This window comes from Pantoea sp. sgz302252 (genome assembly GCF_042610525.1).
In the GTDB taxonomy this organism is placed as follows: Bacteria; Pseudomonadota; Gammaproteobacteria; order Enterobacterales; family Enterobacteriaceae; genus Erwinia.
The window spans coordinates 1-26,539 of the sequence record NZ_JBHDVM010000014.1 but is presented as its reverse complement, the minus strand read 5'-3'; the positions used below and the strand labels follow the sequence as shown (position 1 = coordinate 26,539).

Here is a 26,539-nt window from a genome sequence, read left to right as displayed (position 1 = left end):
AGATGTCGCTGGAAAGCGCTCCGGAAGAAGTAAAGCTGGCGGTAGATTTAATTATGCTGCTGGAAGAAAACAATATTGCGCCGCAGACGGTGCTGGCCGCCCTGGCTATAGTGCAAAAAGACTTTGAAAAGAAAGCGCACGGCCACGGCAAAGCAGAACGCGGCACGGCCGGTTAATCAACGACTTTTCTTAACGTTGCGCTTTGCCTGAGCATATCGATCAGCACTTCTACCAGCTGCGGCGCATCCGTCGCCAGATCGAAACTCTCTGGCATAAACAGCCAGTTCTCCATGAGACCGGTGATATAGCCGCGCATCACTACGGCGGCGCGCCGGGTATCCAGTTTCTCCGGCAGCTGCTCCGCCGTCATACACTGCCGCAGCACATCCTCGATTTTTTCGTAGCACTCCAGATAGAGCGTCTGCTGCATCATCTGTAGCGTGGTCATTTCCCCTACGAACTCGCACTTGTGGAAAATAATTTCCATCAGCGCCCGCCTGCGCGTATCCCTTACTGTGGCTTCAAGCACATAGGTAAGCATTGCGCGTAAAACAGAGAGTGGATCGGAAGGGTATTTTAACTGATACTCAAGCTCTATGTTCTCCAGCCCGGACTCGGACTGCGCCCATATTTCGTTGAGCAGATCGGTTTTATTTTTGAAATGCCAGTAAATCGCACCGCGCGTCACCCCAGCAGCCGCCGCAATATCGGCCAGCGAAGTTTTGGCTACGCCATGTGCGGAAAACCTTGTTATCGCTGCGTCAAGGATATGATTTCGCGTTTCTAACGCCTGCTGTTTGGTTTTTCGTGCCATAGGGTGATGTTAACAATCAAGGTGCACTTACATACATTTGCGAATGTATGTACCATAGCACGACCATAATTTAAACGCAGCAATGGGTTTATGGATTTTGTGATCCATTGAACAATCGATATCGGACACTCGAGGTTTATTTATGAATAAAAACAGGGGGTTAACGCCTCTGGCGGCCGCTCTGATACTGTCAGGCAGCCTGGTGCTAACAGGATGTGATAACAAAGACGCACAGCAGGGTGGTCAGCAAAAAGCGCCGGAAGTCGGCGTGCTAACCCTGAAAAGCGCTCCGTTAACTATTACCACCGATCTTCCGGGCCGCACTTCCTCGTTCCGTGTTGCAGAGGTTCGCCCACAGGTTTCGGGCATCATTCTGAAGCGTAATTTTGTGGAAGGAAGCGATGTCAAAGCGGGACAGTCGCTGTATCAGATCGACCCGGCGCCTTATCAGGCGACTTACGACAGCGCCAAAGGCGATTTAGCTCAGGCTCAGGCCAATGCCCAGATCGCCGCGCTGACCGTTAAGCGCTATAAGCCGCTGATGGGTACAAAGTATATCAGCCAGCAGGATTACGATAACGCCGTCGCCACGCAGAGCCAGACCGCCGCCGCAGTACAGGTGGCAAAAGCCAGCGTGGAAACCGCCCGTATCAATCTGGCCTACACCAAAGTGATTTCGCCAATCAGCGGACGGATCGGTAAATCCGCCGTAACCGAAGGCGCGCTGGTGCAGAGCGGCCAGACCACTGCCCTCGCCACAGTTCAGCAGCTTGATCCTATTTACGTCGACGTCACGCAATCCAGCGAAGATTTTATGCGTCTGCGTCAGGAGCTGAACTCTGGCAAGCTGCAGCAGACTGACGGTAAAGCCAAAGTAAAACTGTTACTGCAGGATGGTAGCGAATTTGCGCAACCCGGCACATTAGAATTCTCTGATGTCACTGTGGATGAAACCACTGGCTCCATTACGCTACGCGCGGTATTCCCTAACCCGGACCATTCGCTGCTGCCCGGTATGTTTGTGCGTGCCCGTCTGGAAGAAGGCACCAATCCTGCCGCGCTGCTGGTGCCGCAGCAGGCGATTACCCGCACGCCGACCGGTCAGGCTACCGCTATGGTGGTAGGCGCGGATAATAAAGTGGAATCCCGTAACGTCACGACCGAGCAGGCAATTGGCGACAAATGGCTGGTTACGGCAGGTCTGAAAGATGGCGATCGCGTCATTACCACGGGTGTGCAGCGTGCCAAAGCAGGCGCTACTGTGACTCCGCAGGAAGTCAGTGCAGACGACGTCAGCAAAACGCAGTCTGAACAACCGAAGTCTTAACCAGGAGCCGCTGATACATGGCTAAGTTCTTTATCGATCGCCCCATTTTCGCGTGGGTTATCGCCATTATTATTATGCTGGTGGGCGTGCTGTCGATTCTAAAACTGCCGATCGAGCAATATCCTAATGTTGCGCCGCCGGCCGTACAGATTCGCGCCACCTATCCGGGTGCCGATGCTAAAACGCTGCAGGATTCCGTAACCCAGGTTATCGAGCAGAACATGAACGGCATCGACGGCCTGATGTATATGTCGTCGAACAGTGATTCATCGGGCACGCTGCAGCTGACCCTGACCTTCCAGTCAGGCACCGATCCAGATATCGCGCAGGTTCAGGTGCAGAACAAGCTGCAGCTGGCCACGCCGCTGCTGCCGCAGGAAGTTCAGCAGCAGGGTATCCAGGTGCAGAAATCCTCCAGCAGCTTCCTGATGGTGGCGGGTTTCGTCAGCGATGACGGCAGCATGACCCAGAACGATATCGCGGACTACGTGGCGTCGAATATCAAAGATCCTATCAGCCGTACGCTTGGCGTGGGCGATACTCAGATCTTCGGTGCGCAGTATGCGATGCGTATATGGATGGATCCGCATAAGCTGAATAACTACCAGCTGACGCCGGTCGACGTTATCAGCGCTATCAATACGCAAAACGCCCAGGTGGCCGCGGGCCAGCTTGGCGGTTCACCGCCGGTGCCAGGCCAGCAGCTGAACGCCTCGATCATCGCGCAGACGCGTCTGACCTCTACCGACGAGTTCGGTAAAATCCTGTTGAAAGTCAACACGGATGGCTCGCGCGTGCTGTTGAAAGACGTGGCGAAAATCGAGCTGGGCGGTGAAAACTACGAGATCGTCGCGCGCTATAACGGCAAGCCGGCTTCCGGTATCGGTATCAAGTTGGCAACCGGTGCTAACGCGTTGGATACTGCCGCTGCGGTAAAAGCGGAGCTGGGCAAGCTGGAGCCGTTCTTCCCGGCCGGTCTGAAAGTGGTTTACCCGTACGACACTACGCCGTTCGTTAAAATCTCCATTATGGAAGTGGTGAAAACCCTGATTGAAGCGATCGTGCTGGTCTTTATCGTAATGTATCTGTTCCTGCAAAACTTCCGCGCCACGCTGATCCCAACGATTGCCGTGCCGGTTGTTCTGCTGGGCACTTTCGCGATTATCAGCGCCTTCGGCTACTCGATAAATACGCTGACGATGTTCGGGATGGTGCTGGCGATAGGCCTGTTGGTGGATGACGCCATCGTAGTGGTGGAAAACGTCGAGCGCGTTATGGCGGAAGAAGGCCTGCCGCCGAAAGAAGCTACCCGCAAGTCGATGGGGCAGATTCAGGGCGCGCTGGTCGGTATCGCGCTGGTGCTTTCCGCGGTATTTATCCCCATGGCCTTCTTCGGCGGCTCTACCGGGGTTATCTATCGCCAGTTCTCGATCACTATCGTTTCCGCGATGGTGCTGTCGGTGATCGTGGCGCTGATCCTGACGCCAGCACTCTGTGCAACGCTGCTGAAGCCGATCAAAAAAGGCGATCACGGCAAAACCACCGGTTTCTTCGGCTGGTTTAACCGTATGTTCGACAAGAGCACCAATCACTACACCAACAGCGTCGGTCATATTATCCGCAGCACTGGCCGTTATTTGCTGATCTATCTGGTGATTGTGGTCGGCATGGCTTATATGTTCGTGAAGCTGCCAAGCGCCTTCCTGCCGGAAGAAGATCAGGGGCTGCTGCTGGCCCAGGCTTCGCTGCCTGCTGGCGCAACTCAGGGTCGTACGCAGAAAGTGCTGGACCAGGTAACGGATTACTTCCTGACCAAAGAGAAGGATAACGTGCGTTCGGTGTTTACCGTTAACGGCTTCGGCTTTGCGGGACGCGGCCAGAACACCGGTATCGCTTTTGTCAGCCTGAAGCCGTGGGACGAGCGCAGCGGGTCAGAGAACAAGGTGGAAGGCATTGCCGGTCGCGCCATGCAGGCTTTCGGCGCTATCAAAGATGCCATGGTGATCCCGTTCAACCTGCCGGCGATTATCGAACTGGGCAACGCCACCGGCTTTGACTTCGAGCTGATTGACCAGGCTAACCTGGGCCACGAAGCGCTGACCAACGCCCGTAACCAGCTGCTCGGCATGGCTGCCGAACATCCGGATACGCTGGTCGGCATGCGTCCAAACGGTCTGGAAGATACGCCACAGTACAAGCTGACTATCGACCAGGAGAAAGCAGAGGCGCTGGGCGTTTCTATTTCCGATATCAACACCACGCTGGGCGCGGCCTGGGGCGGCTCATACGTTAACGACTTTATCGATCGCGGTCGCGTGAAGAAAGTCTACGTAATGGGTAAAGCCGATTCCCGCATGCTGCCGAGCGATATCGATAAATGGTACGTGCGCGCTTCTAACGGCGAGATGGTGCCGTTCTCGTCTTTCGCCAGCGCCAAATGGCAGTACGGCTCGCCGCGTCTGGAACGCTATAACGGTCTGCCGTCAATGGAAATTCTGGGCCAGGCCGCACCGGGCAAAAGTTCGGGCGATGCGATGAACCTGATGGAAGAGCTGGCTTCTAAGCTGCCGCAGGGCATCGGCTATGAGTGGACAGGCATGTCCTATCAGGAACGCCTCTCCGGTAACCAGGCGCCAGCGCTCTATGCTATCTCGCTGATCGTGGTGTTCCTGTGTCTGGCAGCGCTGTATGAGAGCTGGTCTATTCCGTTCTCGGTAATGCTGGTGGTACCGCTGGGCGTTATCGGCGCGCTGCTGTTCACCACCATTCGCGGTCTGAGCAATGACGTTTACTTCGTGGTAGGCCTGTTAACCACTATCGGCCTGTCGGCGAAGAACGCCATCCTGATCGTAGAGTTCGCCAAAGACCTGATGGAGAAAGAAGGCAAAGGCCTGGTGGAGGCGACGCTGGAAGCGGTACGTATGCGTCTGCGTCCTATCCTGATGACCTCACTGGCCTTTATCCTGGGCGTACTGCCGCTGACTATCAGCACCGGCGCAGGTTCCGGCGCGCAGAACGCGGTAGGTACCGGCGTAATGGGTGGTATGGTGACGGCAACTATCCTGGCTATCTTCTTCGTGCCTGTGTTCTTTGTGGTGGTTCGCCGCCGCTTCAGCAAGCACAAAGAGGATCTGGAGCCGCATCATCCGGATCAAACGCACTAACTTTTAAAATCTCAGAGGCCGCTTTCGCGGCCTCTTTTTTTTGTCCCGCTCGCCAACTTTAAGCTGATTTTTGTCCGCCTGTCGCATCCCGCCGTTTTCTACTTACTCTGTTCTTTCGTGCTGCTTCTCCCTGCCCTTCTCTTTTTGCCGTTGCATTTTGTTCAGCCGCCGCGCATAATTATTGTTATGTTATAACGTACGAATAAGAGGTAGTTCATGAAAGAGAATATCCATCCGGCCTATCGCACCGTTGCTTTTCACGATACCAGCGCCGATACCTTTTTTGTGGTCGGTTCCACCATCAAAACCGACCGTACTATCGAGCTGGAAGGCAAGACGCTGCCCTATGTGGTGCTGGATGTCTCTTCAGCTTCGCATCCTTATTACACCGGCAAACAAAAAGAGTTTGCTAAAGAAGGCAGCGCGCACCGTTTCAACCAGCGCTTTGGCCGCTTTTTTAAAAAATAGGGGGCGCTCATGCAGGTATTAAACTCGCTGGCTTCCGCCAGAAAACGCCATAAGGATTGCAAGATTGTCCGCCGTCATGGCCGGGTATTTGTAATTTGTAAAAGCAATCCGCGTTTTAAAGCCGTACAGGGCAGGAAGAAGAAGCGCTGAGGATAGCGTTTTGCGCCGGGAAGCGCGTTCGGCAAGGAAGCCACAGCAATATTTCATTAAGGTGGGCCGTTAAGCGGCCCGCCTTATTTTTATTTCATGCTGTTCAGCATCGCCGTCACGTTATGATGGAAAGCCGCCTCGTAAGAATCCGCCTCGCCGCCCTTTTCCGTCAGCGCCTCGGGATAGAGTTCGCCGCCAGACTTCGCGCCGGTTGCATCGGCAATCTGCTTCACCAAACGCGGATCGGTCTGGTTTTCGATAAAGTAGCTGCTGATATGTTCATTTTTAAGTTGCTTAATCAATCCCGCCACGTCAGACGCGCTGGCCTCCGATTCCGTGGAGAACCCCACTGGCGACATAAACGAAACCTTGTAGCGCTGGCCGAAATAGCCGAACGCATCATGGCTGGTCAGGACTTTGCGTTTCGCTGCCGGTACTGCTGCAAATTCGGCGGCTGCCCACTCGTCCAGTTTGTGTAGCCGCTCAATATAGGCCGTGCCGCGTTGGCGGAAATAGTCAGCATCCTGCGGGTCGGCGGCTATCAGTGCATTCATGACGTTATTGGCGTAAGTTTCGCCGTTTTTCATGCTGTTCCAGGCATGGGGATCGGTAATGGTTTTCCCCTCTTCCTCCATTGAACGCGTCGAAATTCCTTTAGAAGCGACCACGACTTCGCCTTTATATTCTGACGCAGTGATTAGCCGATCCATCCAGCCTTCCAGACCGAGGCCGCTGACAAACACCACATCGGCCTTTGCCAGCGCCTGGCTGTCCTGCGGCGTAGGCTCGAAACTGTGCGGATCGCCGTTTGGCCCGACCAGGCTTTTTACCTGAACACGATCGCCACCGACCTGTTTAACGATATCAGCCAATACCGTAAAGCTGGCGACTGTATTGAGATCCTTAGCCATCGCCAGCGGCGTTGCGCAGATTGCCGCCAGAGCCAGCACAACAGGTAACTTCTTCATATTTTCTCCTTACCAACAGTAAAAGGACGCGTGCGCAAAATACCGCCGCGCGGCCCGACTAAAATTGAAATAAAAAACAGCAGCGCGGCGCAGAGCACTACGGCAGGCCCGGCGGGCAACGCCAGATAAAATGACGCGCTCAGGCCGCCAAAACTGGCAATTAACGCCAGCAGCATCGCAGCAGCGAGGGTGCCCGGCAGTTCACGACCCCAGAAACGCGAAGCCGCAGCCGGCAGCATCATCAGACCGACGCACATTAAAGTGCCGAGCACCTGGAAGCCCGCGACCAGATTGGTCACGACCAGAATCAGAAAAAGAGAGTGCACCAGCGGCGCGACCCAGCGGCTCTGGGCGCGTAAAAATGTCGGGTCGAAAGCATCAATTACCAACGGACGATAGATCAGCGCCAACGCCAGCAGCGTTAACGAAGAGATAGCGCTGACCAGCAGAATCGATGGATTATCAACGGCCAGCAATGAGCCAAAAAGTACGTGTAGCAGATCGACGCTGGAACCCCGCAGCGAAACCAGGGTAACGCCCAGCGCCAGCGAGCCAAGATAGAATCCGGCGAAGCTGGCATCTTCGCGTAGTGGTGTATAACGGCTGACTGCACCTGACAACAAAGCTACCGATAATCCGGCTATGATGCCGCCAACGCCCATGGCCACCAGTGACAGTCCGGAGATCAAATAACCAATCGCCGCGCCAGGCAGCACCGCATGGGAAAGCGCATCGCCAACCAGGCTCATCCGGCGCAACAGCAGAAAGACGCCCAGCGGCGTAGCGCTGAGCGACAGCGCAATGCAGGCTACCAGCGCGCGCCGCATAAAACCGAATTCGATAAAAGGATGAAGTAGATTCAGGATCATGCCGACTCCAGCCTGGTTACTACCGGCAAGGTCTGCAACCACTCGGCCTTTTCGCCTTCCAGCCGTAAAACTTGCGGAAAATAATGCTCTACTATCGCCTGATCGTGCAGAACCACAATCAGGGTGTGCCCTTTCTGATGTAAATCCATCAATAGCGTCAACAAGAGCCTGGTAGTTTCGGCATCTATGCCGGTAAACGGCTCGTCCAGCAATAGCAGCGAAGCTTCCTGGACCAGTAGCCGGGCAAAAAGCACGCGCTGTAGCTGACCACCGGAAAGCGTACCGGGCTGGGCCGCGGCAAATTCCGCCATATTGACCTGCTCCAGCGCCGCCATCACCTTTTGCCTTCCCTGTCGGTCAATCGCGCCGAACCATCCACAGTGTCGCCAGCAGCCCAATGCCACCAGATCGAATACGCTGATGGGAAAACTTTTTTCAATCTCCGCTTGTTGAGGAAGCCAGCCGACATTGAGCTGCGGCGGGGCCAGTTCTACCAGGCCGCTAACCGGCGGTAGCAGGCCGACAATAGTTTTTAATAAAGTCGATTTGCCACAGCCGTTAGCACCGACCAGCGCAGTCATTGACCCCTGGGCGAAAACACCGTTAAGCGGTGGCGTAACGGCGCGCCCCTGGTAGCCGACGCGCAAATTTTCAAGTTTAATCATCAGGATACCGCCCATCCGGTCAGCAAGCTCAGTATGACCACGGCACTTGCAGCCCAGAGCAAACGCAGAGCGGCCGACTGCATCAGGAGTGAGGTCTGGAAACGAAAACGGGAAGAAGCCATAGTTTATTATCTATTACGTTATAACATAACAATATCATAATCTGTTGAGCTTAAGGATGCCGTGGTAAAAATGTATCTTTTTATTTCTACGAAAATAGACAAGACGAGACAAGGTTATATAAAATTTCTTCAACTTAATTGAAATTTTCTATCGCAGAAAACGCCATCCTCTACTAAAATAATTAACAGACAAATCATTGAGATAGTTTTTTGTCTTTTCCGGTACCTTGATTGTTTCGCGGTTTGCAGCAATTATCTCTATAAGCTTTTATTAACTCTGTGGATAAAAAATGCGCAAACGTATTCCTGTCTCTTCAGTAATTAACGAAGATGACGAATCTGCAATGATTGAACTTATTCAGCGGATTATTCCCAAAATAGAAGACGAGCTAACCGGCTCACTGTTGTGGTATTCACAAAATGCGCAATATGTTCCCGAAAGTTTAAAAATTATTTCTGTTGAACGCGGCGAGCACTCAGGCTACAAAATGACTTACAGTTTCCGCTGGAACGTTTTTAACGCCTGCCTGGATATTGATGCCGATGAGACGACCATCCAGTCGGTAAATTTTGAGCGGCAGCCCGATGCGCTGGTTTTCGACTTTATTGAAACAGCACGCGCTTCAGCCGCTGAAGAATTGTAATTTTCAGTAATCAGGCACAGATAATCTTTAATAGGGCTATATTTAATATGTGATCCACCTGAGATCCAATATCGCTTCCTGGCACATCGCCGACGGCACGTCAGCGGTAAACCATTTTTCACTCGCTATGGAGGGGAAAAAGATGGACGAATACTCACCGAAAAGGCATGATATTGCCCAGCTGAAATTTTTGTGTGAAAACCTGTATGATGAAAGCCTGGCGACGTTAGGCGACAGCCACCACGGTTGGGTAAACGATCCCACTTCAGCAATTAACTTGCAGCTTAATGACCTTATTGAGCATATTGCTGGGTTTACCATGAATTACAAAATCAAGCATATCGAAGACACCGAGTTGATTAGTCAGATTGATGAATACCTTGACGATACCTTTGTGCTGTTCAGCAATTACGGTATTAACGTGCAGGATCTTCATCGCTGGCAAAAATCAGCGAAACGGCTGTTTAACGTTTTTATAGAGGAATGCGCTGTCGTCACCGCACAGGCAAGCCATTCATTTTAGTAACCTTTATTTTTTCAATGGTTTAATAATGACAGATAAACTACTTACGAAAACTGATTATCTGATGCGTTTAAGACGATGCCGTTCAATTGACACGCTCGAACGCGTTATCGAAAAAAACAAATACGAACTCTCCGATAATGAACTGGCCGTTTTTTATTCGGCTGCCGACCACCGTTTAGCTGAACTTACTATGAATAAGCTTTACGATAAGGTACCGGTTGCAGTCTGGAAGTTTGTACGTTAGAAGTGGAATAAAACAGGCAGGGTTATCAGCAAGAATTGGGTGGGGGCCCTGCCAGCTACATCCCGGCACACGCGTTACCTGCTGCGGCTGCTTCCTTCCGGACCTGACCGAGTTCACAAGTTAGCGTTGCGGGAGAACCAACCGGGCCCCCATTGACGGCTCCATGTGATGGAGCGAGGGCATTATCAATGATGCCCTGGGCAATTGCAACCCCATGCCCGACAACCGTTGGTTTCTTGCACAACCCCTGCTCTGTTATGCAAAATTTCGGCCCTTTGCTTCAGCCTGGGCACGTTTTCGCTTACTTTAAGCTTTATCAAAGGGAGCAAAAATGAACGGGCAAGAAAATTTTCCGCAGCGTATCTGGCAAATTCTCGCCGCCATTCCTTATGGCAGCGTTACCACCTATGGCGATATCGCACGTCTGGCAGGCTCTCCACGGGCTGCGCGTCAGGTTGGCGGCGTGCTGAAACGCCTGCCGCCGGGGTCGAAACTTCCCTGGCACAGAGTAATTAACCGCCTGGGAGAAATTTCCCTGACGGGCAGCGATCTTGAACGGCAGCGCCAGGCTCTTCTGGCGGAAGGCATAGAGGTCACGCCCGCAGGCAAAGTTGCGCTGGAGCGCTATCGCTGGCAGGGTTAAACCGCCCCTTGCGGGGCGGAGAAATTACAGGGAGGTTGGTGCAGGAACGGTAGTAGCTGGCGTTACCTGCGTCGGCGAAGTTGAAGGTACCGCCGTTGCAGCGCCAGGCGCCGTCGGCAACGCTTTAGCCGGAACCGCTTTCAGGTTTAGCGTCTGGTCTTTGGTGCCGCCGTTGTTAATCACGGGTTTGATTGAATCGGCAATCAGCACCACGTTACGATCGACGATCACTGCCGCGCTCAGCAGGATCCTTGCGTTTGGCTGGATATCCGCAGGATTGAACGGCAGAATAAATTTGAACGGCGCCTGCTTGCCGTCAGTCAACACCACGCGCTGCGAAATGACTTTAGCCGGCGCGTCAGAGAGTGAAGCGTCAGAAAGCATAACGGTTAATGAAGCATCCGGCGGCAGCCGCACGTTGGCCGGAAGCGTAATAGTGCCGCTAACGTGTGGCTGGCGCAGCGTATTTGCCTCTCCCGCAACTTTAGAAGCCAGCGTGGGCGTAGGAACATTTCCACTTTTATCAGCACATCCGGAAAGCGCGACCGCCAGGGCAGCGCCGGTCAATACAGGCCAAAGTTTCATTGATTTATTCTCCTTATGATCAATGCGGAGGGTAAGAAGCATTAATGTTTGCTTCGTAAGCCTTAATTCTGGCACAGGTTAGTGTTTTTCGCCTGCGGGGAATATTTCGCTTTGCCGTTGACGGCTGCGGGTTCGGTTTCGCAAACTGAAAGGGAATCGACTATTAAGGAGCTCGCCATGAGCCAGGCACTGCAAGAATTGTTGAATTTATTAAATCTGGAAAAGCTGGAAGAAGGGCTATTCCGTGGCCAGAGCGAAGATCTTGGGCTGCGCCAGGTTTTTGGCGGCCAGGTTGTCGGCCAGGCGCTTTACGCCGCTAAGCAAACGGTGCCTGCCGCACGCATTATTCACTCTTTTCACAGTTACTTTTTGCGGCCCGGCGACAGCCAGAAAGCGATCATTTACGATGTGGAAACCCTGCGCGATGGCAATAGCTTCAGCGCGCGCCGGGTAAGCGCTATCCAGAATGGCCAGCCGATTTTTTATATGACCGCTTCTTTTCAGGCTCCGGAAACGGGTTTTGAGCATCAAAAGCCGATGCCGGATGTGGTCGGCCCGGACGAACTGCCTACGGAAAATGAAATAGCAAAACAGTTTTCTCATTTTATTCCGGAAAAAGTGCGTGAAAAATTCCTGTCTGAAAAGCCGTTTGAAATTCGTCCGGTTAAGTTTCACAACCCCCTGAAAGGCCATGTCGATGAGCCGGTACGCCATGTCTGGCTACGGGCTAACGGGCCAATGCCGGAAGACAGGCGCATTCATCAATATCTTCTGGGCTACGCTTCAGACTTTAACTTCCTGCCGGTCGCGCTTCAGCCGCACGGTAAGGGTTTTCTGGAACCCGGTATGCAGGTAGCAACCATCGATCACTCAATGTGGTTTCACCGCTCATTTGATCTAAATCAGTGGCTGCTGTACAGCGTAGAGAGCACCTCGGCTTCCGGCGCCAGGGGTTTTGTTCGCGGCGAGTTTTTTACTCAGGAGGGCGTGCTGGTGGCTTCAACGGTGCAGGAAGGCGTTATGCGCCAGCGCCAGTAGCGCCATTAAAAAAGCCCCGCAAAGCGGGGCTCGTTTTATAGTCAGAAAGGCCGTTACTGGTTGTAAGCGTTTTCGCCGTGGCTGTTGACGTCCAGCCCTTCGCGCTCATGATCTTCCGGTACGCGCAGGCCAACCGTCATATCCGCTACCTTAAAGCCGATAAAGGCAACCACGCCCGTCCAGATCACCGTTACGCCTACGCTGTAGAGCTGTACCCAAACCTGGTGGCCCATGGTGACGCCGGAAGCGTAGCCGACGCCGCCCAGCGAAGAAGAGGCAAAGACGCCGGTCAGGATACAGCCAACGATACCGCAAACGCCGTGCACGCCGAACACATCACAGGGATCGTCCACGCGCAGCCATTTTTTCAGTACTGTAACGCCCCATAATCCCGCCAGGCCGCCAATCAGGCCGATAACCAGTGCTCCACCGACGCCCACATAACCACAGGCTGGCGTAATCGCTACCAGGCCAGCGATAGCGCCGGAACAGACGCCCAGCAATGAAGGCTTGCCGCGCAGCGCCCATTCGCCGAATGTCCAGCTCAGCATCGCGCCAGCGGTCGCCATTACGGTGTTCAGGAAAGCTAACGCCGCAATTTCGTTAGCCGCGCTGGCTGAACCGGCGTTAAAGCCAAACCAGCCGACATAGAGAATAGCTGTGCCGGTAAAGACCATCGGCAGGTTGTGAGGCTTGAACGCCTCTTTGCCGAAACCAGCGCGTTTGCCTACCAGGTAAGCGCCCACCAGCCCCGCTACCGCCGCATTGATATGTACTACGGTACCACCGGCGAAATCCAGCGCGCCGTCCTGCGCCAGCAGGCCGCCTGACCAGACCATATGCGCGATGGGCAAATAGGAGAAAGTGACCCAGATAGCGACGAAAATCAGCACCGCAGAGAAACGAATACGTTCGGCCAGCGCGCCTACGATCAGGCCTACGGTGATACAGGCGAAAGAGGCCTGGAACGAAACGTGAATATACTGATAGAAAGTCCCTACCAGCGCCGTTAGCTGAATATTTTTCAGCATCGCCATGCTGAAGTCGCCGAAGAAGGCGTTGCCAGAGCTGAACGCCAGCGAATAGCCGTAGAGCATCCAGATCACGCAGACCATCGCAAAGGTTACGGAGACCTGGGTTAACATGGAAAGCACGTTTTTGGCGCGGATCAGGCCGCCGTAGAAAAGAGCAATGCCGGGTAGTGTCATAAATAGCACCAGCGCGGTGCAAATCATCATAAAGGCGTTGTCCGCCTTGTCCGCCACGGCTGGCGGCGCTGCCAGCGCAAGCGACGGCAGCAGGCAAAGGCTGGCGAGGCCGAATTTATTCATTTTTTTCATTTTTTCCCATCCCCTAACAATTCTTAGCCCCGAGATCAGAGTGCGGCTTCGTCCGTTTCGCCAGTGCGAATACGGATAACCCGCTGGAGTTCGGCGACAAAAATTTTGCCGTCGCCAATTTTTCCGGTATAGGCGGCCTTGCTGATGACGTCGACCACTTCATCCAGCTGATCGTCGGCAATAGCGATATCGATTTTGACTTTCGGCAGGAAGTTCACGCTGTATTCAGCGCCGCGATAGAGTTCGGCATGCCCTTTCTGGCGACCAAACCCTTTTACCTCGGTTACGGTTAGCCCCTGAATGCCAATGGAAGAGAGCGCCTCACGCACGTCCTCTAATTTAAACGGTTTGATTACCACGGTAACCAGCTTCATACGATCCCCTCCAGTTAAGACAACGGTTTTTCCGCCCCGTAATCACTAAAGCAAAGGCTGTGCCATAAATCAGAAATGGGCTTTTTGAGAAGGGGCTATGGCAAATAAGCCTGTCCGCAGCGGCTTTAAGTCTGGAGAGAAAAAGAAAACGCACCATTAAGGTGCGTTGTGCTTCGGAAATGTGCATTCAGCCTGTTTTAAACCCAGAGCCGCCTGCTTATAGTGCAGCGAGACGGCTAGCGCTCCGCTTCTGCTAATTCTTCGCCAGCCAGCTGGAGCTGATACATCTGTCCGTAGCGGCCCTGCTTTGCCAGCAGCTGCTGATGAGTACCTTGCTCGACTACGCGGCCACGATGCAGCACCAGGATGGTATCGGCCTCGGTGATAGTTGAAAGCCGATGGGCGATAACGATTAGCGTGGTCTGCTGGCGGATCGCCCGCAGTGCTTTTTGAATCGCCTGCTCGGTACCGGAGTCAATATTAGCCGTCGCCTCATCCAGAATCAGGATCTGCGGCGAGGCAACCAGCACCCGCGCCATCGCCAGCAGCTGTTTTTGGCCTACGGAAAGATTATTCCCCTGCTCGCCGAGCCGCGTGTAGAGCCCTTCGGAAAGCGAACGCGCCAGCCCGGCCAGCTGTACTTTCTCCAGCGCCTGCCAGACCGCCTCCTCGCTTATGGTACGGCCCAGCGCGACGTTAGCGTAAAAAGTATCGGCCAGCACTACCGGATCCTGTTGTACCATCGCCACGCCCTGCCTAAGTACGCCGTGGCTCAGTTCAGTCAGCGGTCTGCCATCCAGCCTGATTTCGCCCTGTCTTATTGGGTAATAGCCCATCAGCAGGTTAGCCAGCGTGCTTTTGCCGCTGCCGGTATGGCCCACCAGCGCCACAAAGCTGCGCGAGGGCACGCTAAGGTTGATATCGCTAAGCACGTTGCGGTCATCGCGGTAGGCGAAACTGAGATTTTCTATTTCGATCCGTCCGGAAGTCAGCGGCTGGTTGTGCTCGCCATAATGCTGACGAGGCGCATCCATGAGTTCAAAAATACGCTCGCCCGCTACCACCGCCTGTTGCAGCATTGACTGTTGCGTGGTCAGCTCAATCAGGGGCTCGTTCAGCCTGCCCAGATAGCTGATAAAAGCATAAAGGACACCAACTTCGAAACTGCCGCTGGCGGAAAAGCCGAACAGCAGCATCAGCCCGCACAGGATCATCGCGGAGAACAGACTCAGCAGCGGCCTGAGCAGAAAACCATCCAGCCGCAGCGTTTCCATTCGCGCCAGATAGTGCGAACGGCTGGCCTCGCTCATCCGCTCGCCGAAGCGCGCCTGCTGGCGAAACTGCTGAATAACGCTCATGCCGCTAATGACTTCGTTAAAGCCGTTATTGATATCGGCCAGGTAGCTGCGCACCCGCCGTACTATAGGCGTGCTGTAGCGCTGATAGATCAGCATTACTGCCAGCACCGCCGGAAAAATCATTATCGCCACCAGCGCCATCCGCCAGTCAAGGCTGAACATTGCCACCAGCATGGCGCCGATTAGCGCAGCGCTGCGCAGCACCGTTGCTACTACGGTGACATAGAGATCGCGCACTACTTCCGTATCGTTAGTGATGCGTGAAATAATTTGCCCGACGGGCTGCGTATCAAAAGCGCTGAGCGGCTGGCGTAGCGCGGCGTCCATTACATCCGTGCGCAGCCGCTGCACCACGCCTACCGCCGCCTCGTTGAACAGCAGCGCCTGCCAGTAATGCAGCGCGGCGGCCAATACCTGCAGCAGAATAAAGCTAAAAGCCAGACCGGCCGCCAGGCCGAGCGGCATGTGGTGCTTCGCTACCATATTGTCAATAAAATAGCTGACCAGCACCGGGCCCAGCACTTCTGCCGCCGCCGCTACCCACAGCAGCGCTATGGCCAGGCCAAGAGATTTCCGCCACGGCGAGCCATAGCTCAGCAGCCGCTTCAGCGTCGGCCAAAGCTGGTTAAGATTTGCCATGCGGCACCCCTTTCGCTATTTCATCCTCGTTAAGCGCCGCTTCCAGCTGCTGATAACGGTACATATCCTGATACCAGCCGCTTTGCGCCGCCAGCTGCTCGTGCTGCCCGCGCTGCGCTACGGTGCCCTGCTGCATTACCAGGATTTCGCTGGCTTCGGTCAGCGCCGACAGGCGATGCGCGCTGATAATGATGGTTCTTCCTGCGCCCCATTTTCTCAGGTTGTGCAGGATTTGATGTTCAGTTCGGCCATCGACTGCCGACAGCGCATCGTCCAGAATCAGGATCTCCGCGTTCAGCAGCAGCGCTCTGGCGATGGAGATACGCTGCTTCTGGCCGCCTGAGAGCATTACGCCGCGTTCGCCAACCTCGGTTTCATAGCCCTGCGGCAGCCGCAGAATATCTTCATGCACGTTAGCCAGCCTTGCAGCCCGCTCAATATCGCTCTGCTGCGCCGTTGGCCTTCCCAGCGCAATATTGTTGGCTACGGTATCGGAGAACAGAAACGGCGTCTGGCTGACTACCGCCATGCGGCTACGCCAGCTATCCAGCCGCAGCTGCGTTAGCGGAATACCATGATAGCGAATATCGCCCTGTGCGATATCAAAGTGCCGCTGGATCAGACTCAGCAGCGTGCTTTTTCCGGACCCGGTAGGGCCGCACAACCCCAGCATCTGGCCGGGTTTCAGGTTAACATTGACGTGCCGCAGCGATGGCTGCTGCGCGCCGGGATAGCAGAACTCGCGAATGGCGATTTGCAGCTGGCCGCGCTCTTCCGGCAGCGTTTTGCTGCCGTCTGCTACGGCCGGTGCTTCTGACAGCAGCGCACGAATACGGCTCCAGGCTGCGCTGCCCCGCTCGACGATATTAAACATCCAGGCCAGCGCCAGCATTGGCCAGATCATCAGGCCCAGATACATCACAAAGCTGGTGAGCTGTCCCAGCGTCATGGCGCCGTGCCAGACCAGCCAGCTGCCACCGCCAATCGCCAGCAGGTTCGACAGGCCGATGGCGATATAAATAGTGGGATCGAAGCGGGCATCGATACGGGCTACCCGCAGATTTTTTTGTCCGGTATCGCGGGCGATATCGGCAAACTGAGCCGACTGGTTGTCTTCCAGGCCGAAAGCTTTGATCATGCGGATGCTGGTCAGGCTCTCCTGCGTTCTGTCGTTCAGCGAGGAAAACGCTGCCTGGGCGTGTTTAAACCGCTGATGCAGTTGGTCGCCGTAGCGTTTAATCACTATCGCCATAACCGGCATCGGCAGTAGCGCCAGCAGGGTTAGCTGCCAGCTGATCTGGGTGCTCATTACCGCCAGCACCGCCAGCCCCATGACCAGCGAGTCGACCAGCGTCAGCACGCCTTCGCCCGCAGCGAAAACTACGCGATCGACATCGTTGGTGGCGCGGGCAATCAGATCGCCAGTACGGTGGCGCAGATAAAATTCAGGGTGCTGGCGGCTGAGCTGCCGGTAGAAATCCTGACGTAGCTCAACGGCCAGCTGATAGGAAGCGCCGAAAAGCAGCACGCGCCACACATAGCGCAGCAGATAAACCACCACGGCCGTAAGCAGCATTACGCCAACCCACATCAGCAGTCGCGAGGCGCTCATTTGCTGATGAGAAATGCCGTCTACAATCACGCCAACGATTTTAGGCGGCAGCAGCTGCAGCAGCGCAATTGCGATCAGCAGCAAAACGGCGCCGAGATAACGGCGCCATTCACGCAAAAAGTACCAGCTTAATTGGCTGAAAAGTCGCACAATAAACGTCCCGGTCAGGTTTGGGCGAGCGCTTTAGGTCAGCGGCAGCGCCGTGGTGTATTTTATCTCTTCCATTGCGAAACTTGAGGTCACATCCAGCATGCCCGGTACTGCATTGACCAGGCGCTTATAAAAGGCGTCGTAGCTTTTCATATCCGCGACGCGGATGCGCAGAAGATAGTCATATTCGCCGGTCATTCGGTAGCAGCCCATGACTTCCGGCATCGACTGCACTACCAGCACAAACTGCTGATACCAGCTGCTGCTGTGCTGCTGGGTTTTGAGCAGCATAAAAGCGGTCAGCGGCAGCCCCAGCTTGTCCGCATCCAGCAGCGCTACACGGCCGCGAATATAGCCTTCCTCTTCCAGCCTTTTCAAGCGTTTCCAGCATGGCGTGGTGGTTAAATGTACGGCATCCGCCAGCGCCTGCAGCGATATTGTACAATCCTGTTGCAGCAGCGCCAGCAGCTTACGGTCTGTTTTATCTGTCATAACCGCTCTCCGGAGAATAATTTTCTCTTAACCGGCGATTTTACAGGGAATAAGGTAAAAAATTTTTCCCGTTAATGCCTTATGCTGCATTCCGTTGATAAGCGGAGAAAAACAGATGTCCGATCCATGGATAGCTACAGCTATTGCCAAACTTTATGATGAACAGCGCCGCCAGGTTGAAACGCCACTGATTAGCCTGCCGTTAACATCCAGCCTGTGGCTTTACCTGAAAGATGAAAGCGCGCAGCCAAGCGGCAGTTTGAAACATCGCCTGGCCCGCTCGCTGTTCCTGTATGCCTTGTGCAACGGCTGGATAAAGCAGGGAACGCCGGTGATCGAAGCCTCTTCCGGCAGCACTGCCATTTCCGAAGCCTGGTTCGCGCGGCTGCTGGGGCTGCCTTTTTTTGCCGTTATGCCCGAAAGCACGGCCAAAGCGAAAATTAAACAGATCCGGCTGCTGGGCGGCGAGTGCCATTTTGTAAAGCATGCAGGCGAACTCGCTGCCGAAGCGGCCCGGCTGGCGAAAAAACTCAATGGCCATTTCATGGATCAGTTTACCTTTGCCGAGCGTGCTACGGACTGGCGTAAAGAAAATATTGCCGCCAGCCTTTTCCAACAGCTGGCGCGGACGCCCTTTCCTGTGCCCACGGCTATTGTAGCAGGCGCGGGGACGGGCAATACCGCAACCACTATTGGCCGCTATTTACGCTATCAGGGCCATACTTCCCGGCTGCTGGTAGTGGATCCGGAAAATTCGGTTTTTTTCGATTACTGGCAGCGCAGAGATTGCAATCTGCGTAGCGATTGCGGCAGTAAAATCGAAGGCATTGGCCGCCCCTGCGTGGCGCCTTCATTTATTCCTGACGTGGTGGACGAGATGATTAAAGTGCCGGACGGCGCCAGCATCGCTGCTATGCACTGGCTTACGCAAAAGCTTGGGCGAAAGGTTGGCCCTTCCACCGGCACTAACGTTTGGGGTGCTTTGCAGGTAGCGAAAGGCATGGCGCAAGCTCGGCGCGGCGGCGCTATCGTCACGCTGCTGTGCGACAGTGGCGAGCGCTATCAGGATACTTATTATCACCCAGACTGGGTGGCTGAACATATTGGCGATCTGCGCCCCTGGCAACAGCAACTGCCTGTAGAGAGCGATATTCTGCTGGCGGCCACGGCAAACCACGCACTACCTTTCTGCTGACGCAGGCAGTACCATAACGCCCAACAGATTAATGAGGTAGAAAGTATGAAACGTGCAGTAGTGGTTTTCAGCGGCGGACAGGATTCCACAACCTGTCTGATTCAGGCATTGCAGCAGTATGACGAGGTGCACTGCCTGACCTTTGATTATGGCCAGCGGCACCGCGCGGAGATAGACATTGCCCGCGAGCTGGCGCAGTCGCTGGGCGCGCGGGCGCATAAGGTGCTGGACGTTACGCTGCTTAACGAACTGGCCGTCAGCAGCCTGACCCGCGACAGCATCCCGGTGCCCGCTTACGACCCCGAAGCCAGCGGCCTGCCAAGCACCTTTGTGCCAGGGCGCAATATTTTGTTTTTGACGCTGGCCTCGATTTACGCGTATCAGGTCGAAGCCGAAGCCGTGATTACCGGCGTGTGCGAAACCGACTTCTCTGGCTATCCTGACTGCCGTGATGAGTTCGTCAGGGCGCTGAATCATGCGGTAGAGCTGGGCATGGCGCGCCCGGTACGTTTTGAGACGCCGCTGATGTGGCTGAACAAAGCGGAAACCTGGGCGCTGGCGGACTACTGGCAGCAGCTGGCGCTGGTGCGCAATGAAACCCTTACCTGCTATAACGGCATCAAGGGCGACGGCTGCGGCGAGTGCGCCGCCTGCCATCTGCGTGCTAACGGCCTGCGCGACTATCAAATAAATAGCGCCACGGTTATGCAGGAGATGCAGCGCAAAACAGGTCTGCGCTAAATCGCCCCGGCTGGCATTGATTTATCCCCTTCGCCCTGCCCCAGCCGCTACGCGTTTATGCCGACAGCAACGCTTCCAGCCGCTGCTTAAGCTCTCTCGTTAGCGGCTGCGCCTTTTGCGTGCGCAGGTCGATGCAGACAAAGGTTAGCGCCGCATCGGCTACCGCTTCGCCGCCCGGGGCCAGCGTAATGGCCTGGCTAATCACGCCGCTTTTTTCGCCCAGCCGCGAGAGTTGGCTACTGATGAGCAGCTCGTCGCCCAGCAGCGCCGGGCGGCGATAGTTGATATTGATATTCACCACGATAAAAGCCAGCTGGTTTTCATGCAGCCAGCGCAGGGCGTCGAGTTTTTCTAACCAGGCCCAGCGCGCCTCCTCCAGAAACTCCAGATAGCGGGCGTTATTGACGTGCTGATAAACATCCAGATGATAGCCGCGAACCTTGATGCTGATTTGCATAGTTGCCCTCTGCGAAAAAGGCCACTCCGGCAGAAGTGGCCCTGAGTAACCGGCCAGACGCAGCTGCGTTCAGGGAATCGCGCAGCAGCACCTGCTGGTATGACCTCTGTCAGCGTAGCAGGCTGCCACGCTATTCTGCGAGGCCGCAAAGGTGAGTCGCGAGAGCAGTCACAGTTTCAGCCTTGTCAGGTTTCTTTCGACCAGCGCGTTGCCGATGCCGGGAACCTCTTTCAGCTGTTCAACCTGTGTAAATGGACCATATTGTTCACGATAGCCGACAATGGCCTGCGCTTTTTTTTGCCCGACGCCGTTCATCGCAGCGCTTAGCTCCTCTGCCGTAGCGCTGTTGATGCTGACCTGCCCGCCCTGTTCAGCCTGTGGCGCAGTTTGCTCCACTGACGGACGCGTGCCGGATTGCGCGGCGCTGACATTATCGATAGCTGGGCCGGCGTACAGTGGCGAAGCCATACCAAGCAGCAAGGTAAAACCTAAAGCCCTTAATTTATTTTGCATGCTGTTTTCCTCCATGTGTTTGACAGCAACGCCAGACTACGCCCCCTGAAAGATCGCCACAAACGGCAGATGACAGAAATGGAAAAGGCCGCATAAGCGGCCTTTGAATTTGCATTAAGTTGCAAAAATTTTGCGAGGCTTATTGCGCCTGCGCGGCTGCGCCGTACTTGATTTTGCCTTCTTTACGCAGGTTGCTCAGCAGTGCTTCAAAGGCGATTTGCGCGTTGTTCTGCGTAATGCCCTGCACCATGGCTTTTTTCTGCGCTTCCGGCATAGTGCCGCTGCGCACCTGATCCAGCGCCAGCAGCACGACATTGCCTTTGCTGTCTTCGCTGATACCGTAAACCGGCTTAGCTTTTTCCGGCAGCGCCAGCGTAAAGGCGGACTGCGTTACCGCATCCTGGCCGCTGCGCGTCAGCGTTTTCTGTTCGCCAAAGCTCAGGTTAGCCGCCTTCATGGCGTCTTCGCCCTTGCCTGCGTTCAGATCCGCCAGCAGTTTTTCTGCCTGCGCTTTAGCCTGCGCCTGCGCTTTCTGGTTTTTCAGCGTGGCAACGATTTCTGCATTGACTTCGGTTAGCGGTTTAACCGCTTCCGGTTTATGCGCAGAAATGCGCAGCACAAAGGCGCGATCGCCATCGACCGTGATGATGTCAGAATTGCTGCCCGGCGCGCCGTTATCGCCTTCCAAGTTGCCGTTGAAGATCGCCTGCTCTACCGCTTTGAAATTCAGTTCGGCTGGCGGGTTGTCGTGGCTGAACCACTCTGTTTCCACCGCTTTGACGCCTGCCGCTTCTTCTGCGCTCTGCAGCGACTCGTTATCGTTGCTGGCCGCCTCGCTGACTTTCTGCTGCAGTTTAAAGAAGGCGTCGATAGCCGTTTCACGTTTCACCTTAGCGGCGATTTCGTCATGTACGGCCGCCAGCGGTTTGATCTGCTGCGGCTGCACGTCGTCAAGACGGGCGACGATAAAGCCAACGGAAGATTTAATCACGCCAGACAGCTGGCCTTTCTGCGTCAGGTTAGCGCCTTTCAGCTCGTCCGGCGTGGTGTCCGGCTCCAGCCAGCCCATATCGCCGCCTTTACGGGCAGAGATAGGATCGATTGATTTCGCTTTTGCCAGACTGGCGAAATCCTCGCCTTTTTTCAGCGCGTCCAGCACCGCCTGTGCGTCGGCGGCGGTTTTAGTCTGGATAACGCTGAAACGGCTGCGCTGCGGCTGGGTATAATCCTGCTGATGGCCGTTATACCAGTTCTGGATATCGCTCTCGCTGGGGTCTTTCTGCAGCGAGGCCGCATCCAGCTTGATATAGCTCACGCGGAACTGCTCCGGTGCCATAAAGCTGTTTTTGTTCTGCTCGTAGTAGTTTTTCACTTCTTCCGGGCTGACGGTCTGTTTTGCTGCCAGCGCCGCTACGTCGATGGTTGCCTCGCGCACCAGACGCTCCTGAGAAACCAGCGCAGCCAGCGCATCGGTCTCGCCCGGCAGCATAAAGTCGGTGCCGGTTACCGCCGCGATCAGCTGCTGGGTGGTCAACTGCTTGCGCAGTGCCTGGGCATACTGGTCGGCGGTCAGGCCCATCTGGTTGATAATCGCCAGGTAGCGAGCGTTATCAAACTTGCCATTGTTCTGAAATGCCGGCTGGTTAAAGATCGCCTGTTTAATTTGATCGTCACTAATCGCCAAATGCAGATCTTTCGCATACTGATCCAGCAGCGCTTCGTCCACCAGCTGCGACAGCGCCTGCTGACGGATCTGTTGCAGGTAAGCAGGGTTGCCGGCCAGCTGAGAAAACTGCTCGCCCAGCATCTCCTGCTGACGCGAACGCTCGTTGCTGAAGGCTCTTTCAAGCTGCGCCCGGCTGATTTCCTGGCCGTTGACCTTAGCTGCATAATCCCCGTTGCCGCCGATCAGGTAGTTGCCCACCCCGGTCAGAACAAAAGAGAGGATGATCAGACCCAGTAAAATTTTGAGCACGACATGGTTCGACGCCGCGCGTAAATTGTCCATCATGGTGTGACAACACTCCGCTGTGTTATGAATGTAAACCCTTGCGTTTGCTCCCCGGATACCGGGGATCGCTACGCCGCTGCGTATCAGGCTCTCGCGACCGTTGAAACAAAAAAGGCACATCATTGTGTGATGTGCCCCGTATGGTACATGAGAACGTCAGGACAGTCCTCATTCCACCGAAGAAATTGCTGCCTGAGGTTAATTAACCGCGTCTTTCAGCGCCTTACCGGCACGGAAGCCCGGCACTTTGCCCGCAGGAATAGTGATTTCTTTCCCGGTTTGCGGGTTGCGCCCGGTACGCTCGGCGCGCTCGCGCACGGAAAAAGTGCCGAAGCCAACCAGCGCCACTTCATCGCCCGCCTTAAGCGAGTCGGTGACGGCTTCCATGAAGGCATCCAATACACGTCCAGCTGCTGCTTTAGAGATATCCGCACTGGCAGCGATGTTGTCGATCAACTGTGATTTATTCACTTAATCATCCCCTCTTTAAGTATTTTCACTTCGCAAACGGGCTTCCCGGCTACGAACGCGCGTTGATTATCATTTTTGTCGAGTCGTAAAAGCGGGCCTGTTCAGACCTTCACCGGCTTAACAGCCCCCTAAATTAACGGCACAAAAAAAAGCTGGCAAGTCCGAATTGGTTTGCCAGCTCTGCATTTAGGGTGTTTTTGTCTTATATCACTATTTCGCGGTGGCGACCTGCATGCCGTAAGGGGCATTTTGCAGCGCCAGCGTCAGCACTTCTTCGATGCGCTTAACCGGATGAATCTCCAGATCGGCGATAACGTTATCCGGGATCTCTTCCAGGTCACGTTTGTTCTCGTCCGGGATCAGCACGGTTTTGATGCCGCCGCGATGCGCCGCCAGCAGTTTTTCTTTCAGGCCGCCGATAGGCAGAACCTGGCCGCGCAGCGTGATTTCGCCGGTCATCGCCACATCGGCACGTACCGGGTTGCCGGTCAAGCAGGAAACCAGCGCTGTACACATAGCGATACCGGCGCTCGGGCCATCCTTCGGCGTCGCGCCTTCTGGCACGTGAACGTGAATGTCGCGTTTTTCGTAGAAGTCGCCATTGATGCCTAACTTCTCTGCACGCGCGCGCACCACGGTCAGCGCTGCCTGGATTGACTCCTGCATGACTTCGCCGAGCGAGCCGGTGTAGGTCAGCTTGCCTTTACCCGGCACGCAGGCGGTTTCGATGGTCAGCAGATCGCCGCCCACTTCCGTCCACGCCAGACCTGTTACCTGGCCTACGCGGTTTTCGCTGTCGGCACGGCCATAGTCGAAACGCTGCACGCCCAGGAAATCCTTCAGGTTTTCCGCGTTGATTTCGATATGGCTAACGGTTTTATCCATCAGCAGCGTTTTAACCGCTTTACGGCACAGTTTCGACAGCTCGCGCTCAAGGCTACGCACGCCCGCTTCACGGGTGTAGTAGCGAATGATGCCGACGATGGCGCTGTCGTCTACGGTCAGCTCGCTGGCTTTTAGCGCATTGCGTTCAATTTGCTTTGGCAGCAGATGCTGTTTAGCGATATTGAGCTTTTCGTCTTCGGTATAGCCCGACAGGCGGATCACTTCCATACGATCCAGCAACGGTGCCGGGATATTCATGGAGTTAGACGTCGCCACGAACATCACATCGGAGAGATCGTAATCCACTTCCAGATAGTGATCGTTAAACGCGATGTTCTGCTCCGGATCCAGCACTTCCAGCAGCGCCGAAGCCGGATCGCCGCGCATATCCGAAGACATTTTGTCGATTTCATCCAGCAGGAACAGCGGGTTTTTCACGCCGACCTTAGCCATTTTCTGGATCAGCTTGCCCGGCATAGAACCGATATAGGTACGGCGATGGCCACGGATTTCCGCTTCATCACGCACGCCACCCAGCGCCATACGCACATATTTACGGCCGGTCGCTTTAGCAATGGACTGCCCCAGCGAGGTTTTACCCACGCCCGGCGGCCCTACCAGGCACAGGATCGGCCCTTTGATTTTGCTGACGCGGCTCTGCACTGCTAAATATTCCAGAATACGGTCTTTCACGCGCTCCAGGCCGAAGTGATCCGTATCCAGCGTTTCCTGCGCCTTAACCAGATCTTTTTTGACCTTGCTGCGCGCGTTCCACGGCACCTGTACCATCCAGTCGATGTAGCCACGCACTACCGTAGCCTCTGCCGACATCGGTGACATCATCTTCAGCTTTTGCAGCTCGGCTTCGGTTTTTTCGCGCGCCTCTTTCGGCATTTTCGCCGCGTCGATTTTACGCTTTAAGGCTTCGTTTTCGTCCGGCGCATCGTCCATTTCGCCCAGCTCTTTCTGAATCGCCTTCATCTGCTCGTTCAGATAGTACTCGCGCTGGCTTTTTTCCATCTGCTTTTTCACGCGGTTACGGATGCGTTTTTCTACCTGCAGCAGATCGATTTCCGACTCCATCATCGCCATCAGATATTCCAGACGCTCGTTAACGTCGGACATCTCCAGCACGGACTGTTTGTCGGCCAGCTTCAACGGCATATGGGCCGCTACGGTATCCGCGAGGCGCGCCGCATCTTCAATGCTGTTCAGCGAGGTCAGCACTTCCGGCGGAATTTTTTTGTTCAGTTTGATATAGCCTTCAAACTGATTGATCGCCGTGCGGACCAGAACTTCCTGCTCGCGTTCGTCGATCTCAGGCGAAACCAGATACTCCGCCTGGGCGGTAAAATGATCGCCATTGTCGGCGAGCGTGGTGATATGCGCGCGCTGCAGCCCTTCGACCAGCACTTTTACCGTGCCGTCGGGCAGTTTCAGCATCTGTAAAATCGATGCTACGGTCCCTACAGAGAAGAGATCGTTAATGCCAGGTTCATCCGTTGAAGCCTCTTTTTGCGCGACCAGCATGATCTTTTTGTCATGATCCATGGCGGCTTCAAGGCAGCGAATCGATTTTTCACGGCCTACAAACAACGGAATTACCATGTGCGGATAAACCACTACGTCACGCAACGGCAACACAGGGATTTCAATGCGTTCAGAACGCTCAGGATTCATAGAGCTCTCTCTTAGTTTAATTTCCGCCAGGGTGAGGGGAACCGCATTCGTCAGGCATGCAGTTTTACCCACAGGTAGTTGAGTATATGGGGATGAATGCAGGACATTCAACGTTATGTGCGCGAGAAAAGTAAATGGGGGAAAATTTCCCCCATTTTACGGTAACCGGTTGGAATGATTTGGTTATTTATTCGCCAGAAGCCTGCTGCGCATCGTTCTTGCCGTAAATCAGCATCGGCGCTGATTCACCTGCGATTACCGACTCATCGATCACCACTTTCTCTACGGCTTCCATTGATGGCAGATCGTACATCGTCTCCAGCAGCGCGCCTTCCACGATGGAGCGCAGACCGCGCGCGCCGGTTTTACGCGACATCGCCTTGCCCGCTATCGC

Annotated in this window: 27 protein-coding genes, 1 other RNA gene and 1 pseudogene; 12 read left to right on the top strand and 17 right to left on the bottom strand. The window is 54.9% G+C overall.

The features are described from left to right. Positions 1-2 precede the first annotated feature (2 nt). Positions 3-176, top strand: coding sequence for a pleiotropic regulatory protein RsmS (gene rsmS / locus ACETPC_RS20155; protein WP_380184265.1), 174 nt, complete (start codon positions 3-5; stop codon positions 174-176). Here the strand turns inward: rsmS and acrR are convergent. Then, positions 173-814, bottom strand: coding sequence for a multidrug efflux transporter transcriptional repressor AcrR (acrR, locus tag ACETPC_RS20150; protein WP_380184264.1), 642 nt, complete (start codon positions 812-814; stop codon positions 173-175). The genes rsmS and acrR overlap by 4 nt on opposite strands. Before the next feature lie 142 nt (positions 815-956). Between acrR and ACETPC_RS20145 the strand changes: the two genes are divergently transcribed. The 4 genes from ACETPC_RS20145 to ykgO all read left to right on the top strand — a co-directional run bounded on the left by ACETPC_RS20145 (position 957) and on the right by ykgO (position 5,923). Next, a complete protein-coding gene (locus ACETPC_RS20145) occupies positions 957-2,141 on the top strand; it encodes an efflux RND transporter periplasmic adaptor subunit (protein ID WP_380184263.1) in 1,185 nt (394 codons plus the stop codon). A gap of 17 nt (positions 2,142-2,158) precedes the next feature. After that, positions 2,159-5,305 (top strand): efflux RND transporter permease subunit, encoded by a 3,147-nt coding sequence (locus ACETPC_RS20140; protein WP_380184262.1) that lies wholly within the window; start codon positions 2,159-2,161, stop codon positions 5,303-5,305. Positions 5,306-5,521: 216 nt separating this feature from the next. Continuing rightward, positions 5,522-5,773, top strand: a complete 252-nt coding sequence (locus tag ACETPC_RS20135; protein WP_380184261.1) for a type B 50S ribosomal protein L31 — start codon at positions 5,522-5,524, stop codon at positions 5,771-5,773. Between the two features lie 9 nt (positions 5,774-5,782). After that, on the top strand, positions 5,783-5,923 hold the full coding sequence (gene ykgO, locus ACETPC_RS20130) for a type B 50S ribosomal protein L36 (protein WP_380184260.1): 141 nt from the start codon (positions 5,783-5,785) through the stop codon (positions 5,921-5,923). An 89-nt stretch (positions 5,924-6,012) separates the two neighbouring features. Here the strand turns inward: ykgO and ACETPC_RS20125 are convergent, their stop codons facing one another. The 3 genes from ACETPC_RS20125 to ACETPC_RS20115 are packed head-to-tail and all read right to left on the bottom strand — an operon-like array spanning position 6,013 to position 8,425. Continuing rightward, a complete protein-coding gene (locus ACETPC_RS20125; protein ID WP_380184259.1) occupies positions 6,013-6,891 on the bottom strand; it encodes a metal ABC transporter substrate-binding protein in 879 nt (292 codons plus the stop codon). Then, positions 6,888-7,760, bottom strand: a complete 873-nt coding sequence (locus tag ACETPC_RS20120) for a metal ABC transporter permease (RefSeq protein ID WP_380184258.1) — start codon at positions 7,758-7,760, stop codon at positions 6,888-6,890. The genes ACETPC_RS20125 and ACETPC_RS20120 overlap by 4 nt, the downstream gene beginning before the upstream one ends. Continuing rightward, on the bottom strand, positions 7,757-8,425 hold the full coding sequence (locus tag ACETPC_RS20115; protein WP_380184257.1) for a metal ABC transporter ATP-binding protein: 669 nt from the start codon (positions 8,423-8,425) through the stop codon (positions 7,757-7,759). The genes ACETPC_RS20120 and ACETPC_RS20115 overlap by 4 nt, the downstream gene beginning before the upstream one ends. A 412-nt stretch (positions 8,426-8,837) precedes the next feature. On the opposite strand from ACETPC_RS20115, the gene ACETPC_RS20110 reads away from it, so the two are divergent. The 3 genes from ACETPC_RS20110 (at position 8,838) to ACETPC_RS20100 (ending at position 9,961) form a co-directional block, all read left to right on the top strand. Next, positions 8,838-9,191 (top strand): hypothetical protein, encoded by a 354-nt coding sequence (locus ACETPC_RS20110; protein WP_380184256.1) that lies wholly within the window; start codon positions 8,838-8,840, stop codon positions 9,189-9,191. Between the two features lie 142 nt (positions 9,192-9,333). Continuing rightward, complete coding sequence (gene tomB, locus ACETPC_RS20105; protein ID WP_380184255.1) at positions 9,334-9,714, top strand: Hha toxicity modulator TomB; 381 nt, start codon at positions 9,334-9,336, stop codon at positions 9,712-9,714. Positions 9,715-9,742: 28 nt separating this feature from the next. Then, a complete protein-coding gene (locus ACETPC_RS20100) occupies positions 9,743-9,961 on the top strand; it encodes an HHA domain-containing protein (RefSeq protein ID WP_147195830.1) in 219 nt (72 codons plus the stop codon). Positions 9,962-10,007: 46 nt separating this feature from the next. Here the strand turns inward: ACETPC_RS20100 and ffs are convergent. Further along, positions 10,008-10,104: signal recognition particle sRNA small type (gene ffs / locus ACETPC_RS20095), an RNA gene on the bottom strand. A 188-nt stretch (positions 10,105-10,292) separates the two neighbouring features. Between ffs and ACETPC_RS20090 the strand changes: the two genes are divergently transcribed. After that, complete coding sequence (locus ACETPC_RS20090; RefSeq protein ID WP_380184254.1) at positions 10,293-10,604, top strand: MGMT family protein; 312 nt, start codon at positions 10,293-10,295, stop codon at positions 10,602-10,604. 24 nt (positions 10,605-10,628) lie between these two features. Here ACETPC_RS20090 and ACETPC_RS20085 read toward each other — a convergent pair whose 3' ends face one another. Then, a complete protein-coding gene (locus ACETPC_RS20085) occupies positions 10,629-11,189 on the bottom strand; it encodes a YbaY family lipoprotein (protein ID WP_380184253.1) in 561 nt (186 codons plus the stop codon). Between the two features lie 177 nt (positions 11,190-11,366). Here ACETPC_RS20085 and tesB point away from each other — a divergent pair, with 177 nt between their 5' ends. Further along, a complete protein-coding gene (tesB, locus tag ACETPC_RS20080; RefSeq protein ID WP_380184252.1) occupies positions 11,367-12,227 on the top strand; it encodes an acyl-CoA thioesterase II in 861 nt (286 codons plus the stop codon). A gap of 53 nt (positions 12,228-12,280) precedes the next feature. On the opposite strand, the gene amtB is transcribed toward tesB, so the two are convergent. From amtB to ACETPC_RS20055, 5 genes are all read right to left on the bottom strand, one after another. Beyond that, entirely contained in the window at positions 12,281-13,567 is a 1,287-nt protein-coding gene (gene amtB, locus ACETPC_RS20075) for an ammonium transporter AmtB (RefSeq protein WP_380184251.1), read from the bottom strand. Between the two features lie 35 nt (positions 13,568-13,602). Then, positions 13,603-13,941: a P-II family nitrogen regulator gene (glnK, locus tag ACETPC_RS20070; RefSeq protein WP_007886947.1), complete on the bottom strand. Its 339-nt coding sequence runs from the start codon at positions 13,939-13,941 to the stop codon at positions 13,603-13,605. A gap of 236 nt (positions 13,942-14,177) precedes the next feature. Further along, on the bottom strand, positions 14,178-15,938 hold the full coding sequence (locus ACETPC_RS20065; protein WP_380184250.1) for a SmdB family multidrug efflux ABC transporter permease/ATP-binding protein: 1,761 nt from the start codon (positions 15,936-15,938) through the stop codon (positions 14,178-14,180). Beyond that, positions 15,925-17,700, bottom strand: coding sequence for a SmdA family multidrug ABC transporter permease/ATP-binding protein (locus ACETPC_RS20060; protein WP_380184249.1), 1,776 nt, complete (start codon positions 17,698-17,700; stop codon positions 15,925-15,927). The genes ACETPC_RS20065 and ACETPC_RS20060 overlap by 14 nt, the downstream gene beginning before the upstream one ends. 33 nt (positions 17,701-17,733) lie before the next feature. Then, positions 17,734-18,192, bottom strand: coding sequence for an Lrp/AsnC family transcriptional regulator (locus tag ACETPC_RS20055; RefSeq protein ID WP_380184248.1), 459 nt, complete (start codon positions 18,190-18,192; stop codon positions 17,734-17,736). Between the two features lie 115 nt (positions 18,193-18,307). Here ACETPC_RS20055 and ACETPC_RS20050 point away from each other — a divergent pair, with 115 nt between their 5' ends. Next, positions 18,308-19,387 (top strand): PLP-dependent cysteine synthase family protein, encoded by a 1,080-nt coding sequence (locus tag ACETPC_RS20050; RefSeq protein WP_380184247.1) that lies wholly within the window; start codon positions 18,308-18,310, stop codon positions 19,385-19,387. A 45-nt stretch (positions 19,388-19,432) separates the two neighbouring features. Continuing rightward, positions 19,433-20,128 carry a 7-cyano-7-deazaguanine synthase QueC gene (gene queC, locus ACETPC_RS20045; protein ID WP_380184246.1) on the top strand — a complete coding sequence of 232 codons (696 nt, stop codon included), beginning with the start codon at positions 19,433-19,435 and terminating at the stop codon, positions 20,126-20,128. Between the two features lie 55 nt (positions 20,129-20,183). On the opposite strand, the gene ACETPC_RS20040 is transcribed toward queC, so the two are convergent. The 6 genes and pseudogenes from ACETPC_RS20040 to clpX form a co-directional block, all read right to left on the bottom strand. Further along, positions 20,184-20,585: an acyl-CoA thioesterase gene (locus ACETPC_RS20040; RefSeq protein ID WP_380184245.1), complete on the bottom strand. Its 402-nt coding sequence runs from the start codon at positions 20,583-20,585 to the stop codon at positions 20,184-20,186. Positions 20,586-20,753: 168 nt separating this feature from the next. Further along, the gene (locus ACETPC_RS20035) at positions 20,754-21,098 is read right to left on the bottom strand and encodes a helix-hairpin-helix domain-containing protein (protein ID WP_380184244.1); all 345 of its coding nucleotides are present in this window, start codon (positions 21,096-21,098) and stop codon (positions 20,754-20,756) included. A gap of 139 nt (positions 21,099-21,237) precedes the next feature. After that, on the bottom strand, positions 21,238-23,109 hold the full coding sequence (gene ppiD / locus ACETPC_RS20030; RefSeq protein WP_380184243.1) for a peptidylprolyl isomerase: 1,872 nt from the start codon (positions 23,107-23,109) through the stop codon (positions 21,238-21,240). A 198-nt stretch (positions 23,110-23,307) separates the two neighbouring features. After that, on the bottom strand, positions 23,308-23,580 hold the full coding sequence (gene hupB, locus ACETPC_RS20025) for a nucleoid-associated protein HU-beta (protein WP_380184242.1): 273 nt from the start codon (positions 23,578-23,580) through the stop codon (positions 23,308-23,310). Positions 23,581-23,790: 210 nt separating this feature from the next. Then, positions 23,791-26,145: an endopeptidase La gene (gene lon, locus ACETPC_RS20020; RefSeq protein ID WP_380184241.1), complete on the bottom strand. Its 2,355-nt coding sequence runs from the start codon at positions 26,143-26,145 to the stop codon at positions 23,791-23,793. A gap of 187 nt (positions 26,146-26,332) precedes the next feature. Then, positions 26,333-26,539: pseudogene (gene clpX, locus ACETPC_RS20015) on the bottom strand (ATP-dependent Clp protease ATP-binding subunit ClpX); the annotation flags it as partial.